16 protein-coding genes are annotated in these 13094 nt (G+C 72.4%); 4 read left to right on the top strand and 12 right to left on the bottom strand.

Going from position 1 to position 13094, the window contains the following annotated elements; genetic code table 11:
* Positions 1-71 precede the first annotated feature (71 nt).
* Positions 72-1046 (top strand): MEDS domain-containing protein, encoded by a 975-nt coding sequence (locus ACFQ2V_RS08950; RefSeq protein ID WP_386052322.1) that lies wholly within the window; start codon positions 72-74, stop codon positions 1044-1046.
* Positions 1047-1142: 96 nt separating this feature from the next.
* Here ACFQ2V_RS08950 and ACFQ2V_RS08945 read toward each other — a convergent pair whose 3' ends face one another.
* From ACFQ2V_RS08945 to ACFQ2V_RS08905, 9 genes are all read right to left on the bottom strand, one after another.
* A complete protein-coding gene (locus ACFQ2V_RS08945; protein WP_386052321.1) occupies positions 1143-1601 on the bottom strand; it encodes a phosphomannose isomerase type II C-terminal cupin domain in 459 nt (152 codons plus the stop codon).
* 82 nt (positions 1602-1683) lie between these two features.
* Positions 1684-1998 carry a DUF2516 family protein gene (locus ACFQ2V_RS08940; protein ID WP_386052320.1) on the bottom strand — a complete coding sequence of 105 codons (315 nt, stop codon included), beginning with the start codon at positions 1996-1998 and terminating at the stop codon, positions 1684-1686.
* Between the two features lie 51 nt (positions 1999-2049).
* Positions 2050-2475, bottom strand: coding sequence for a D-aminoacyl-tRNA deacylase (gene dtd, locus ACFQ2V_RS08935; protein WP_386052319.1), 426 nt, complete (start codon positions 2473-2475; stop codon positions 2050-2052).
* A 12-nt stretch (positions 2476-2487) separates the two neighbouring features.
* The gene (locus ACFQ2V_RS08930; protein WP_386052318.1) at positions 2488-3480 is read right to left on the bottom strand and encodes an asparaginase; all 993 of its coding nucleotides are present in this window, start codon (positions 3478-3480) and stop codon (positions 2488-2490) included.
* Positions 3481-3628: 148 nt separating this feature from the next.
* A complete protein-coding gene (locus tag ACFQ2V_RS08925) occupies positions 3629-4624 on the bottom strand; it encodes a hypothetical protein (protein WP_386052317.1) in 996 nt (331 codons plus the stop codon).
* Between the two features lies 1 nt (position 4625).
* Complete coding sequence (locus tag ACFQ2V_RS08920) at positions 4626-5105, bottom strand: helix-turn-helix domain-containing protein (protein WP_386052316.1); 480 nt, start codon at positions 5103-5105, stop codon at positions 4626-4628.
* A gap of 93 nt (positions 5106-5198) precedes the next feature.
* Positions 5199-6053: a BKACE family enzyme gene (locus tag ACFQ2V_RS08915; protein ID WP_386052315.1), complete on the bottom strand. Its 855-nt coding sequence runs from the start codon at positions 6051-6053 to the stop codon at positions 5199-5201.
* A 35-nt stretch (positions 6054-6088) separates the two neighbouring features.
* Complete coding sequence (gene ygfZ / locus ACFQ2V_RS08910; RefSeq protein WP_386052314.1) at positions 6089-7135, bottom strand: CAF17-like 4Fe-4S cluster assembly/insertion protein YgfZ; 1047 nt, start codon at positions 7133-7135, stop codon at positions 6089-6091.
* A gap of 28 nt (positions 7136-7163) precedes the next feature.
* Entirely contained in the window at positions 7164-7661 is a 498-nt protein-coding gene (locus tag ACFQ2V_RS08905) for an FABP family protein (RefSeq protein WP_386052313.1), read from the bottom strand.
* A 23-nt stretch (positions 7662-7684) separates the two neighbouring features.
* Here ACFQ2V_RS08905 and ACFQ2V_RS08900 point away from each other — a divergent pair, with 23 nt between their 5' ends.
* A complete protein-coding gene (locus ACFQ2V_RS08900; RefSeq protein WP_386052312.1) occupies positions 7685-8056 on the top strand; it encodes a DsrE family protein in 372 nt (123 codons plus the stop codon).
* 131 nt (positions 8057-8187) lie between these two features.
* On the opposite strand, the gene ACFQ2V_RS08895 is transcribed toward ACFQ2V_RS08900, so the two are convergent.
* Complete coding sequence (locus ACFQ2V_RS08895; protein WP_386052311.1) at positions 8188-9000, bottom strand: hypothetical protein; 813 nt, start codon at positions 8998-9000, stop codon at positions 8188-8190.
* Between the two features lie 6 nt (positions 9001-9006).
* The gene (locus ACFQ2V_RS08890; protein ID WP_386052310.1) at positions 9007-9279 is read right to left on the bottom strand and encodes a MoaD/ThiS family protein; all 273 of its coding nucleotides are present in this window, start codon (positions 9277-9279) and stop codon (positions 9007-9009) included.
* A 65-nt stretch (positions 9280-9344) separates the two neighbouring features.
* Between ACFQ2V_RS08890 and ACFQ2V_RS08885 the strand changes: the two genes are divergently transcribed.
* Positions 9345-10049, top strand: coding sequence for a response regulator transcription factor (locus ACFQ2V_RS08885; protein WP_386052309.1), 705 nt, complete (start codon positions 9345-9347; stop codon positions 10047-10049).
* 76 nt (positions 10050-10125) lie between these two features.
* Here the strand turns inward: ACFQ2V_RS08885 and ACFQ2V_RS08880 are convergent, their stop codons facing one another.
* Positions 10126-11937, bottom strand: a complete 1812-nt coding sequence (locus ACFQ2V_RS08880) for a bifunctional metallophosphatase/5'-nucleotidase (RefSeq protein ID WP_386052308.1) — start codon at positions 11935-11937, stop codon at positions 10126-10128.
* A 171-nt stretch (positions 11938-12108) separates the two neighbouring features.
* On the opposite strand from ACFQ2V_RS08880, the gene mshD reads away from it, so the two are divergent.
* On the top strand, positions 12109-13074 hold the full coding sequence (mshD, locus tag ACFQ2V_RS08875; RefSeq protein ID WP_386052307.1) for a mycothiol synthase: 966 nt from the start codon (positions 12109-12111) through the stop codon (positions 13072-13074).
* Positions 13075-13094: the final 20 nt, after the last annotated feature.

The following is a 13094-nucleotide window of genomic DNA, read 5'->3' as shown; positions in this document are numbered from 1 at the left end:
GCCGCGCACCCCGGGAACTCACAGGAGAAACAGCCGACCTGCGCACCCGCCGTCGGCGTAGCATCGGCACCATGTCGCTCGACGGCATGACCGCCTGGGGGCGAGGCCATGCAGTGGGTTTCTACGCGCTCGACGGTGAGGGGATCGACGCCGTCGCGCGCTTCGTCGCGGACGGGTGGGACCTCGACGAGTGCGTCGTCGTCGTGGCGACGGCCCAGCACCGCGCTGCCGTGGCCGAGCTGCTCACCGGGCGCGGCTACGACCCCGTCGCGCGCACCGACGACGGCCGCTACATCGCGCTCGACGCCGCCGACACGCTGCAGCAGGTCATGGTGGACGGGCGCCTCGACCCCGACCTGTTCCTGGCCCGGGCCGGCGAGGTCATCGGGCAGGCCTCGTCCGCGGGCGTCCCCGTCCGGGCGTTCGGCGAGATGGTCTCCCAGCTCTGGCAGAACGGCCTCGTCGAGCCGGCCATCGAGCTCGAGCTGATGTGGAACCAGCTGCTGCGCCAGCACGACTTCACGCTGCTGTGCGCCTACCCCACGGGTGCGTTCGAGCACGCCCAGCTCGTCGACGTGCGCCGGGTCTGCGAGCTGCACACCGACCTGCTGCCGCCCAGCGCCGTCTGGGAGGAGGGCGGGGTCGTCGAGGCCGGTCACGCCTGCTCGCGCGTCTACCTGCCGACCCCCGAGTCGGTGCCGGCGGCGAGGCACTTCGTCGTCGACGTGCTGCGCGCGTGGGGCCACGCCGGCCTCGCCCCCGACGCCGCCCTCATCGTCTCCGAGCTGGCCACCAACGCCCTGCGCCACGCGGGCTCGCCCTTCCGTGCCGTCGTCGACCGGCGTCGCGGGGGCCTGCGCGTCGGCGTCGAGGACACGACCGACACCCCGCTGCAGCGACGCGACATCACCATCGACGACGTCAACGGCCGGGGCGCCCACATCGTCGAGGCGCTGTCGGAGCGCTGGGGCTCCAGCCCCCTGCCGGGCGGCAAGGTGGTCTGGGCCGAGCTCCCGCTCGAGTCGGGCCCGGCACACGTGGGCTGACCCGCTCCTCTCCTCGACAGGTCACCCGGGCACGCGTGTGCCGCCGGGCCCGGCCCGGCGGCACACGTGGTCTGGTGCTGTGGTGACCCCGGGGGGTCAGCGCACGTAGTCGTCCTCGAGGCGCTCGATGTCGGCCTCGTCGAAGTGACCGAAGCCGACCTCGAGCAGACGGCCGGGGCGGTCGCCCGAGTTGCCCATGCGGTGCACCGAGTTGCGCGGCACCCAGACGGTCTCGCCGGGCTGGGCGCTCCACGAACGGTCGCCCACGGTGACGTCGATGGGCACGTCGAGGACCTGCCACATCTCGCCGCGGTGGTCGTGACGCTGGAGCGAGAGCCGGTGGCCGGGCTGGACCGTGATGATCTTGACCGTGACCTGCTCGTTGGAGACGAACTGCTGGAACTGACCCCAGGGGCGCTCGGCGACGAAGATGTCGTCGGCGGGGTTGCGGTCGCCCAGCTCGTAGTCCTCGGGCGTGTGCGCCGGCGCGGGGTCGCGGTCGTGCTGGTGCAGGTCGAGCGCGGAGACGCTGCCAGCCCGGTGCTGGTCGGTCATGGTTCCCCCATCGTCGGTGAGTGCCCAGTGTGCCCTACCCGGGCGGCCCACCCGAACCGCGTGCCGGGGCGTCTCCCGGTGTTCACCAGCCGCCGCTGGACCGGCCCCCGATGCCACGAACCTGCCGCAGGGCCGGGCGGACGTCGGCCAGGTAGACGGCTGAGCCGACGAAGGCGACCAGGCCGAAGAGGCTGAGCGGGTTGAACAGGGTGACGAATCCGATGGCGAGCGCCACTCCGAGGAGGACGAGCCAGAACGTACGCGTGCGCTTGCCCGCCGCGACGTACGCCTTCTCGGGGTGGCGGAGGGCGTCGACGAACGCGAAGACCTCGCAGCCGAGCGCCACCGCCCCCAGCACGAGCAGGACGACGCTCTGGAACCCCGAGTACAGCTGCATGGACGAAGCGTAACCCCCGCCGCTGAGAGCTCCCAGCGTTCTCCCAGACGGCTACGTCTCGACGACGAGCGTCACGGGGCCGTCGTTGACGAGGGAGACCTCCATCATGGCGCCGAACCTTCCCTGCTCGACCTCGACACCGCGCCCGCGCAGGGCCTCGACGAGGGCGGCGACCAACGGCTCGGCCACCGGGCCGGGGGCTGCAGCGCTCCATGACGGCCGACGGCCCTTGCGGGTGTCGGCGTAGAGCGTGAACTGGCTGACGACGAGCACGGGCGCCCCGGCGTCGACCAGGCTCTGCTCGTCGCGCAGGATGCGCAGCTCGGCGATCTTGCGGGCCATCCGCTCGACCTGCTCGGGGCCGTCGTCGTGGGTGACCCCGACGAGGGCGAGCAGGCCCGCGCGGTCGACCCGGCCCACGACCTCACCGTCGACCTCGACGCGCGCGCTCGTGACGCGCTGCAGGACGGCTCGCACCGGGACCGGGCCTCAGATGCCGACGGCGACGACGGCCCCGACGGGCTGGCCGTGGCCGAGTACCGGCGCCTGCTCGAGGACGGCGAGCACGTCGTCGCTGCCGACCCCGATGCGGCGCAGCACCGCGGCGAGCACGACGCTGCGGGCCCGTGACGTGCCGTCGGCGACCTTGACGGCGATCCCCCGCCCGTCGCGCAGGCCGACGGCGTAGACGGCCTCGGCGCCGTCCTTCGCGACGAGCCCGTCGACGCCGCGGATCAGGGTGGTGACGTCGCGGTGGGTGCCGCCGAGGTACTCCGGGAAGTCGCGGATGGCCTTCGCGATCCTGGCCTCGGGCCCCTCGGTCGCCGCGGCGAGCCGCCCGAAGGCCCGCGCGAGGGCGCTCAGCGGCACGGCATGGATGGGCGCGCCGCAGCCGTCGACCGCGACGGCCGACGGCTCGGCGCCGGTCAGCTCGCGCACCGTGTCGGCGACGGCGACCTGCAGCGGGTGCTCGAGGTCACGGTAAGTCTCGAGGTCCCACCCGTTCGCGACGCACGTGGCGAGCATCGAGGCGTGCTTGCCGGAGCAGTTCTGCACGATCGACTGCTTGGGCCTGCCCTCTGCGATCCAGGCGATGCGCGCGGCATCGTCGTACGGGTAGTCGGGGGTGTTCTGCAGGGCGGTCTCGGTCAGGCCGGCGCCGGCGAGGATCTCGCGGGCCGCGTCGACGTGGAACTGCTCGCCCGAGTGGCTCGCGCACGCCAGGGACAGCAGCCGGCCGTCCGTGCCGAGCCCGTTGCGGACCATGGCCAGCGCCTGGATCGGCTTGCTCGAGCTGCGCGGGAAGACGGGCCCGCTCGCGTCGCCGATCTCGAGCTCGACGCTGCCGTCGGGGGCGGTGACGACGGCGGTGCCGTGGTGGACCGACTCGACGAAGCCGGCCCGCACGACGTGGGCGACGACCGGCGCTGCGGCGAGCGCCGCGCTGACGGGAGTGGACGCGGTGGCACAGTGTTCCGACACGCCCCGCAGTATGCCGGAGCGTGCCGGTAGGGCCCTCCGCCAGGGGTCGTACGCCCTGCCGCCGGGACGCGACGAGGCCGCCACCCGCATCGGGTGACGGCCTCGGGCCGGTTGCCGCGGCTCCGGCTGGGAGTCGCGGCAGACGGGGTCAGCTCGTTGCCGAGGTGGCCTTCGTCGCCGTGCTCTTGGCAGGCGTGGCCTTCTTGGCGGCAGAGGTCGCGCTCTTGGTGGTGTCGGTCGTCGTGGCGGCCGCCTTCTTCGCGGTCTTCTTGGCTGCCCGCTTGGCCGGGGCGACCTTGCGGGCCGCGGTGGCCTTCGGGTCGTCGGTCGTGGCCGAGCTGCGGGCGGCGACCTTGCGGGTCGTCGTGGCCTCCACCTCGTTGGCCTTGCGAGTCGCGGCGGCCTTCTTCGCGGCGGAGCTGCGGATGGCCTTCTCGTGGGCGGCGGTGCGCTTCGGCTCGACCGGAGCGGCGGCGGCCTCGACGGCCTCGGTCGACTTCTCGACCTGCGCGCCGACCTTGGAGGCGTCCTCCACGACGACGTCCACGAGGCTCTGGGCGACCTTCTCACCCTCGGTCACGGCGGTCTCGGCGACGCGACGGCCGCGGGTCACGGTCGCGGTGCCGCGCTCGGCGAGGCCGAAGGCGGTGCGCTCACCCTGGGCGCGCAGGTCGGTGACGAGCTTCTCGCCGCGGGCAGCGGCGGCGTCGTACTGGTCCTTGGCGTTGCTCGCGATGACGAGGCTCTCGTTGAGCACGCGCGCCGGGAGATCCTGCGCCTGCGCGACGAAGCGGTCGGCATACCTGGTGGCGAGCTTCTGCAGCTCGACCGTGCGGCCCTGGAGGTCGACGATGCGCTTCTGGAGCTCCTTCTGCAGCTGGTCCGCCTCCTTCATGGCGCCCTCGCGCAGGTCGACGCCCTTGGCCTGTTTGCGCGCCGCCTCGAGCTGCTCGCTCGCGGAGCGGACCGTGTCGATGGCGATGTCGGCGGCACCGACGACGGCGTAGAACGGCGTCGGGTCGACCGACACCTCGGGAAGCTTGCCGTCGAGGTGGCCGAGCTGGCCGCGCACGTCGGCGACGGCGGCCTCGGCCTGCTTCTGGGCGTCCTTGACGGCCTTGGTGATCTTCTGGCTGAGAGCCATGTCAGTTCTCCTTCTGGATGGACTCGTTGAGCTCTGGGGTCGCGTCAGCAGCGCTGCTGCGCGCGGGGCGCCGGCGCGCTGCCGGCTTGGGTGTGGGCTTTCGGGGGGTCCTGGGTGCTGGCGTCTCGTCCTCGCCGACGAACGACAGGTAGATGTCGACGAGCACCGCGCGCTGCCGGTCGGTGAGGACCGGGTCGGCCGCGATGGCGGAGAGGACGTCGGGACCGGCGGCAGGGTCGTGGTCGACGACCCGCTCGTCGAGGATGCCGGCCCGCACGTAGAGCGACTCGGCCGAGACCTGCAGCCCCTTGGCGATCTGCTGCAGGATCTCGGCGCTCGGGCGCTTCAGCCCTCGCTCGATCTGCGACAGGTAGGGGTTGGAGACGCCGGCCATGTCGGCAAGCTGGCGCAGCGACAGCTGGGCGCCCTCGCGCTGCTCGCGCAGGTAGGCCCCCAGGTCGGGTAGCGGAAGCTTGCTCATGCCTCCATTGTGCTAACTGCAGCAAGCAGAATGCAAACTCCGGACAGCGTGAGCCGTCCCACACCCGGGTGAAAGCCCCCTGGCCGTGGGGCGTCAGCGCGTGCGGCGGTCCTTGATCGCCAGCAGCTCACGGGCCTCGGTGGTCGACATGGCCGGGCGCTGCATGACGTTCGCGATCTCGGCCGCGCGGGCCACGAGCTCGCGGTTGTGCTCGACCGGGCGGCCCTTGGCATACATGAGGTTGTCCTCCATGCCGACGCGCAGGTGGCCGCCCGCGGAGAGGGCGGCGGCCACGATCGGCAGGTGGGCGCGGCCGATACCGGTCGCCGACCAGCTGGTCACCTCGGGCGGCAGCATCGCGACGCCGGCCATCAGGGCCTGCGGGGTGCCGGGCATCGAGCCGGGCACGCCCGTGACGAAGTCGACGTGCACCTTGCCGCCGAACGGAAGCCCGCACTCGTCGATGAGCCGGCGCAGGGCGTGCACGTGCCCGAGCTCGAACAGCTCGAACTCCGGCACGACCTCGCGCTCCTGGGCCTGCCGGTAGAGGTCGACCATGAAGCCCCAGGGGTTGAGGAAGACGCCGTCGCCGAAGTTCGTCGTGCCACACGTGAGTGAGCACGAGTCGGGGTCGGCGTCGAGCACCGTGAGGCGCTTGTCGAGCGGGTCGGTGACGGCGCCGCCGGTCGAGAGCTGGACGACGAGGTCGGTCGCCTCGCGCACCCCGTCGACGGCCTCCTTGAGGAAGGCGCCGTCGAGGGTCGGCCGGTGGTCGCGGTCTCGTACGTGGATGTGGATGAGTGCAGCCCCGGCCTGCTCGCAGGCGACCGCGGTCTCGACGAGCTCCTCGGGCGTCGTCGGCAGCGCCGGCACGTCGGCCTTGGCGGTCTCGGCGCCGGTCGGGGCGACGGTGATCAGGGTGCTCGCGGCGGTGCGTGCGGGGCTCATGCCGCACATCCTGCCAGCGCCCGGGGCGCCGTCGGTCAGGGGGCGACGATGGTCGTCTGGGCTGCCGACAGCCCCTCGACGAGCAGGTCGAGAGTCGGGTCGGTGTTGCGCTTGATGACGGCGAGCGCGATGGGTCCGTCGACGTGGTGGCGGCCCACCGACGTCACGTGCCCGACGACGCGGTCGCCGGCCTGCACGTCGCTCCCTCGCGCCGGCAGCAGGTGGCCCGAGCCGTCGAGGTGGAGGAAGACGAGCCGTCGCGGTGGGCGGCCGAGGTTGTGCACGCGCGCCACGGTCTCCTGGCCGCGGTAGCAGCCCTTGTGGAGGTGCACGGCGGTGCGCAGCCAGTCGACCTCGTGGACGATCGTGCGGTGGTCGGTCTCGAGGCCGAGCCGAGGGCGCCAGGCCGCGATGCGCAGCGCCTCGGCTGCCCACAGACCTGCGAGCGGCCGATCGCCAACTGCCGCAACGAGATCGGCACGTGGCACGATGACCTCACGCCACGCCCGCTCGGTGCCGGGGTGGTCGTCGAGGGGGCCGTATGCCGTCGTGTCGCCGACGAGGTCGGGCCACGGGTCGCGCCATGCGAGGGGCTCGCCGTCGGCGGACTCGCTCGCGTGCGGCTCACCGAGCACGGCCCAGTCGTCGGTGACGAGGGCGACCTCGACGCGCAGCATGAACCGCATCCTGTCGAGCCACTCGGCAAGCGCGGCGCCCGCACCCGGCTCGGTGGTGACCCACGTGGTCTCGCCGTCGTCGACGAGGTGCAGCGAGTGCTCGACATGGCCCTTCGGCGTGAGGACGAGCGCCTCGCGCGACTGCCGCGGCTCGAGGCCGAGGAGGTGCTGGGTGGTGAGCGAGTGCAGCCAGCTCAGGCGGTCGGGCCCGGTGACGGTGACGACGTCGCGGTGCGACAGGTCGACGACGGCGAGGCCCTCCTCGAGGAGGCGTTGCTCTCGCATCGGGTCGCCGTAGTGCAGGGCGACACCGGCCTCGACACCCTCGCCGGCGACCGCGCCCGACCGCGCGAGCAGTGGGCTCGGGGCCGTCGCGTGACGGGTGGGCAGCTCGACGTCGCTCATGCTCTGGGCAACGCTGACGGCATACGGCTCATTCCACGCGCTTGAGCGTGGCGGACACGTGGCTCTGGATCTCCTGGCCGACGGCAGCCATGTCCATGACCCACATGAGCTGCGACTCGACGAGTCCGTACATCCGCGTCGCGGCGTTGTACTCCTTCGCCCCCGGTGAGCGGAGCACGCCGTCGGTCTTCAGCTGGATCTTGGCCGGCTGGATCTGGCCGTAGTAGAGCTCGAGGATGCCGGTCGGGTGCGCCAGCAGCAGCTCGACCTCGCCGTTCTCCAGCGGGCGCCAGAACCCGGACTCGACCGCGGCGGGTCGCACCTTGGCCCCGTTCTCGGAGTCGAGGATCCAGGCCCGGCTCTCCCACTTGAGGAAGCCGCGGCCGTCGTGGGTCACCTCGATCTCCTGACCGAAGTGCGCCGACTCGATCGTGGGGTAGCCGACGACCCCGGCGCCCTCCCAACGTCCGATGAGCCACGCGAGGGGGCGCAGCGGCTCGGGGATGTCCTGGTCGAGGTTGAACATGCGCCCGATCGTAGCCTGATCCCATGGACACCCCAGCGCGCTCGCTCGTCGTCAAGGTCACCGCCGGAACCGAGGCGCCGGAGCGCCTGTCGCAGGCCTTCACGGTCGCTGCGACGGCGGTCGCGAGCGGCGTCGAGGTGTCGCTCTGGCTCACGGGTGAGTCGACGTGGATGGCCGTTCCGGGGCGCGCCGAGGAGTTCGAGCTGCCGTATGCCGCACCGCTCGTCGAGCTGCGCGACGCGGTGATCGCGGGTGGCCGGCTCACCGTCTGCACGCAGTGCGCGGCGCGGCGCGAGCTCACCGAGGCGCAGCTCGTGGAGGGGGCGGCGATCAAGGGCGCGGCCGTCTTCGTCGAGGAGGCGATGGCCCCCGGGGCCCAGGCCCTCGTCTACTAGACGCCCCGAGCGGAACCGGCTCACCACCTCCCCTCCTCCTTCGACCGTCGAGGGGCCACTCGTCGCCGCCCTCGACCGTCGAGAGGCCACTCGAGAGGGAGGGAGGGAGGAAAGAGCGTGGGGTGGACGGGTCAGGTGAGGACGGAGAAGAGGTGCACGACGGCGCCGACGACGAGCACCGAGCCGACACCGGAACCGACCTGCCCCCGCCGGGTCAGCATCGCGGGCTGCAGCGACAGCACCCGGCGGAACGACCACGACACGGTGCCGACGGCCGCGCCGATGCCGAGCGCCTCGAGCGCGCCGATCTCGCCGAACCGGCTGGCGGCGAGGAGCGCCGCGACGACGGACACCGCGAGGGCCACGAGCCCGAGGAAGGGGGCGAGCACCCGCACCCCCGGCAGCAGGTCGACGGCGACCGCTGCGCCCACGGCCGCCATCGCCACGACGGCGACCGCCTGGCCGCGGTCGGTGTTGGCCGCGACGACCGCCGTGGTGCCCGACGCGATGACGGCGAGGCCGCCGAACGTCGACAGCAGCGTCAGCACGAGGCCCTCGCGGCCGGTGCGCCGCACGAGCTGGCCGAAGAAGGTGAGCAGGATCCCGAAGGCCACCGCTGCGGGCACCCAGAGGAGGTCCTGGCGCAGCGCGCTCAGCACGATCGCCACCGAGCTCAGCGCGAGCGCGAGCGTGGTGACCATCGGCGTGTAGGAGCCGCTCAGCAGCGGCCAGCCCCACGCCACCGCGAGAGCGAGCACGAGGGTGACACCGAGGGTGGCGGCATACCCGGTGCCCTGCGCGACGAGGAGCGCGACCGCCGCAACGAAGGTGGCGCCGACGCCGAACCAGCGGATGCGGTCGGCGCGCACCGGCGACAGCGGCAGGTGGAGCGTCCCGTCAGGGGCTCCCGTGCGGGCTGCGTCGTCGTCAGACACGCGGGCCATTGTGCATCACCCTCCGGCGAACGGCGGCAGCACCTCGACCGTGGCGCCCGGTGCCACCGTCTGGTCGCGGGTGACCTTGCGCCCGTCGAGCAGGAAGCTGGCGACGCTCGCCACGCGACCGAGGGCGGGGTGCGCGACCACGGCGGCGTCGACGACCTCACCGACGGTCGCGCCGGCACGCTGCTCGCTGTCGGTTCCGGTCGCCGCGCGGGCCGCAGCCCAGTAGCGCACGGTGACCGTCGGCGCGGCCGTCGTCGTGGGCATCTCGCTCCGTCTCATGTCTGGTGTCTCATGGTTGGTGTGGTCCGGTCCCCCGATGACCAGTCTCGCCTATCCTGCATGAGATGGCCCGACTGCTGCTGCTGACCAACGCGCTCGCCCCGAGCGCCGAGGTGCTGCCCGCGCTCGGCCTGCTGAGCCACACGGTGCGCATCCTGCCCGCCGAGGCCACCGCCCTGGTCGACTCGCCCGACTGCGACGTCGTCATCGTCGATGCGCGACGAGAGCTGGCGAGCGCCCGGTCGCTGTGCCGGGTGCTGCGCACCACGGGAATCGGCACTCCCCTGCTGGCCGTCCTCACCGAGGGCGGCCTCGCTGGTCTCACGGCCGAGTGGGGGCTCGACGACGTGCTGCTCGACTCCGCGGGCCCGGCCGAGGTCGACGCCCGGCTGCGCCTCGCGATGACGAAGGGCCAGGACGACGAGGCCGACCTCGACATGCCGATCACGTCGGGCGAGCTCGTCATCGACGAGGCCAGCTACTCGGCGAAGTTCCGCGGCCACCCGCTCGACCTGACCTACAAGGAGTTCGAGCTCATCAAGTACCTCGCGCAGCACCCCGGCCGGGTCTTCACCCGAGCCCAGCTGCTGCAGGAGGTCTGGGGCTACGACTACTACGGCGGCACCCGCACCGTCGACGTGCACGTGCGGCGCCTGCGCGCCAAGCTCGGCCCCGACCACGAGGCCCTCATCGGCACGGTGCGCAACGTCGGATACCGCCTCGTGCCCGACCGGCCCGCGGCGCCGGCGAGCCAGCCTGCCGACGCCTGACCGAGTCGAGTCGACACGCCGAACGGCCCGGCTCCCGAAGGAACCGGACCGTTCTGGGACCGCAGGTGTCAGCCGGTCACGGGGTGTACGTGACCCGGTCGAGCGGCGGAGCCGTGTAGGGCGAGTGCGCCTCGAGGTAGTTCGAGAAGGCGTCGATGTCGAGGCCACCGAAGTACCGGTCGGTGCCACCTCGGAACGCCGGGAAGCCGTCCCCGCCGTCGGCGAGGAAGTTGTTCGTCACGACGCGGTAGGTGGCGGCGGGGTTGACCGCCACGCCGTTGATCTCGACGTTGCTGACCGAGACCCGGTTGTGCGTGTAGGTCAGTCCGGCGCTCGTCGCGAGGACGTAGGGCCGGCCCGGGGCACCGGACGCGTTGATGAACTGCTGGTTCAGCACGTCGATGACCTGCTGACCCGTGAGCGTCAGCGAGACGAGGTAGTTGTTGAACGGCTGCACGGTGAAGGCGGCCTCGTACGTGACGTTGCCCGCCGAGTTCTCGACCAGGTCGGAGCGTATGCCGCCCGCGTTCATGAACGACACGACGGGAGCGGTGCCCCCCGCCGGGGTGGTCGACGGGTCGGCGAGCTGGGCGTCGGCGATGAGGTCACCGAGCGGTGACTCGCCCGCGGCGTTGGCCGTGCGGCTGACCACCGAGCCCGCGACCTGTCCGATCACCTTGTTCGCGATGGTGGACACCAGCGTCTTGTAGCGCGCGATGAGGGCGGTCTGTGCCTCGTCCTTGGCGACGGTGCGCTCGACGATGTGGTTGGCCGAGCTGGCCGTCGTCGGGCGGACGATGTCGGAGGTGCGGCGGTCGTACGTGAGCGTCGTGTCGGTGTAGAGACGACCGAACGACGAGGCCGAGGTCACGAGGCGCGGCTTGCCGGCCGGGTCGGGCAGCGTGCAGACGTAGGGCTGGTGCGTGTGTCCCGAGACGACCATGTCGATGGCCGGGTCGAGGTTCGCGTTGATGTCGACGAGCGCGCCGGAGATGGAGCCGCCGTGCTGGCAGGCCCAGTCGTAGGACTGGCCGCTCTTCGTCGGGGCCGCGCCCTCGTGCAGCAGCACGACGATCGCGTTGACGCCCTGCGCCTTGAGGACAGGCACGAGCGCGTTGGCGGTCTCGGCCTCGTCCTTGAAGGTCAGGCCGGCGACACCGGAGGCGGTGACGATGCTCGGCGTGCCCTCGAGGGTCATCCCGATGAAGCCGATCTTGGCCCCGTTGAACTTCTTGACCGTGTAGGCGGGAAGGATCGTCTTGCCGCTCGAGGTCTCGACGACGTTGGCCGCGAGCATGTCGAAGTCGGCTCCGCCGAACACAGCGTCCGGGCAGGAGTCCTGGTTGTTCTGGCCGGCGCCGTCATCGATGCAGCCACCGTCGGCGAGGCGCTGGAGCTCCTTGTAGCCCTCGTCGAACTCGTGGTTGCCCACCGACGTGACGTCCAGGCCGAGCTTGTTCATCGACTCGATCGTCGGCTCGTCGTGGAAGGCTGCGGACAGGAGCGGGGAAGCGCCGACGATGTCACCGGCGGCGACGGTGAGCGAGTACGGGTGGCCCTTGCGTGCCCGGGCCAGCTCCGTCGCCAGGTACTCGACGCCACCGGCGTTGACGAAGTTGATCTGCTCCGTCCGGTTGCCGTCGCCGTCGATGTCGTCGACGTCCGTGTAGAAGTGGTCGATCGTGATGCGGCCGCCGGAGCCGCTGGGCGCCTCCAGGTTGCCGTGGAAGTCGTTGAACGACAGCAGCTGGATGTCGAACTGGGTCTTGCCGGGAGCGCTGGCTGTGCTCGACCCCGCGGTGGGTGCGGCGAGGGCCGGGGCCGCGAGCGCCGCGACGCAGGCACCTGCGAGCGCGACGCCGGCGATGCGGCGGGTGGAACGGGACATGTCTTCCCCTTGCTCATGGATGGTGAACGTGCCCGCGGGCACCCGGGGAGGGTATATCCGCGCGCGGGCGAAATGGGGTTTGCGAGGCAATGGTCCGGTAATGGGCGGATGTCCGACGGGTGCTTCGACGCCGACGCCCGTCGGCCGCCCGGCTCGTGGTGGAATCGCCGTATGCCGCGCGCCACCATCGCCCGTCACGACGCCACGCACCCGCTGCCTCGCGAGCAGGCGGAGGCGGTGCTGGCCCTGGCCGACGTCGCAGCCGCCCACGACGGCGCGCAGCCGCTCTCGGAGCAGTTCCGCCTCGCGGTTCGGGCGCGCGAGCACGACGGCGTCGAGCACCTGCTCGCCCTCGACGCCGACGGTGCGGTCGTCGGCTACGCGCAGAGCCGTACGGGCGATGGCAGCGACGGTGCTGCCTCGGGTGAGCTCGTCGTGGCCCCGCCAGCCCGCCGCGCCGGCGTCGGCACGGCGCTGCTCGAAGCCCTGCCCGACGGCATACGCCTGTGGAGCCACGCGGTGGGCGCGGCCGCCGACTCGGCCGCCGGGTTCGCCGAGGCGCTCGGCCTCGTCCCGGTGCGCTCACTGCACGTCATGGGACGGTCGCTCACGAGCGGCGAGCCGTGGCCCGAGGCCGCTGTCGCACCGACGTATGCCGTCCGCACCTTCGAGCCCGGACGCGACGAGGGCGCGTGGCTGGCCCTCAACGCCGCCGCGTTCGCCCACCACCCCGAGCAGGGCTCGCTGCGCAGGGCCGACCTCGAGCAGCGGATGGCCGAGCCGTGGTGGGACCCCGCAGGGCTGATCCTCGTCGTCCGCGCCGACGACCCCGACACGCTCGTGGCCTCGCACTGGACCAAGGTCGACCCGCCTGGCGGCGACGTCGGCGAGGTCTACGTCGTCGCGGTCTCGCCGGACCACCAGGGCGAGGGCCTCGGGCGCGCCGTCACGGTGCTCGGCCTGGACCACCTTCGCTCGCTCGGCCTCGCCAAGGTCCTGCTCTACGTCGACGAGGAGAACACCACGGCCGTGCACACCTACCGCAGGCTCGGCTTCGATGACGTCGAGGTGCACCGGCAGTACGCCCGCGCGTCGCCGGCCGGGTCGGGCGACGCCGGGCGGACCGCGCACGGCTGAGACGAGTTCACCCTCCGGCC

The organism is Terrabacter terrigena, assembly GCF_042676085.1.
Taxonomy (GTDB): domain Bacteria; phylum Actinomycetota; class Actinomycetes; order Actinomycetales; family Dermatophilaceae; genus Terrabacter; species Terrabacter terrigena.
Note: the sequence above shows the minus strand (reverse complement) of the source record. Positions and strands in the feature narration are given on the sequence as shown.

Bases quoted from the DNA above. Each gene is read 5' to 3' on its own strand.
- ACFQ2V_RS08950 (WP_386052322.1), top strand. From the start codon at position 72: ATGTCGCTCGACGGCATGACCGCCTGGGGGCGAGGCCATGCAGTGGGT.
- ACFQ2V_RS08945 (WP_386052321.1), bottom strand. From the start codon at position 1,601: ATGACCGACCAGCACCGGGCTGGCAGCGTCTCCGCGCTCGACCTGCAC.
- ACFQ2V_RS08940 (WP_386052320.1), bottom strand. From the start codon at position 1,998: ATGCAGCTGTACTCGGGGTTCCAGAGCGTCGTCCTGCTCGTGCTGGGG.
- ACFQ2V_RS08925 (WP_386052317.1), bottom strand. From the start codon at position 4,624: ATGGCTCTCAGCCAGAAGATCACCAAGGCCGTCAAGGACGCCCAGAAG.
- ACFQ2V_RS08920 (WP_386052316.1), bottom strand. From the start codon at position 5,105: ATGAGCAAGCTTCCGCTACCCGACCTGGGGGCCTACCTGCGCGAGCAG.
- ACFQ2V_RS08915 (WP_386052315.1), bottom strand. From the start codon at position 6,053: ATGAGCCCCGCACGCACCGCCGCGAGCACCCTGATCACCGTCGCCCCG.
- ygfZ (WP_386052314.1), bottom strand. From the start codon at position 7,135: ATGAGCGACGTCGAGCTGCCCACCCGTCACGCGACGGCCCCGAGCCCA.
- ACFQ2V_RS08905 (WP_386052313.1), bottom strand. From the start codon at position 7,661: ATGTTCAACCTCGACCAGGACATCCCCGAGCCGCTGCGCCCCCTCGCG.
- ACFQ2V_RS08900 (WP_386052312.1), top strand. From the start codon at position 7,685: ATGGACACCCCAGCGCGCTCGCTCGTCGTCAAGGTCACCGCCGGAACC.
- ACFQ2V_RS08895 (WP_386052311.1), bottom strand. From the start codon at position 9,000: ATGGCCCGCGTGTCTGACGACGACGCAGCCCGCACGGGAGCCCCTGAC.
- ACFQ2V_RS08890 (WP_386052310.1), bottom strand. From the start codon at position 9,279: ATGAGACGGAGCGAGATGCCCACGACGACGGCCGCGCCGACGGTCACC.
- ACFQ2V_RS08885 (WP_386052309.1), top strand. From the start codon at position 9,345: ATGGCCCGACTGCTGCTGCTGACCAACGCGCTCGCCCCGAGCGCCGAG.
- ACFQ2V_RS08880 (WP_386052308.1), bottom strand. From the start codon at position 11,937: ATGTCCCGTTCCACCCGCCGCATCGCCGGCGTCGCGCTCGCAGGTGCC.
- mshD (WP_386052307.1), top strand. From the start codon at position 12,109: ATGCCGCGCGCCACCATCGCCCGTCACGACGCCACGCACCCGCTGCCT.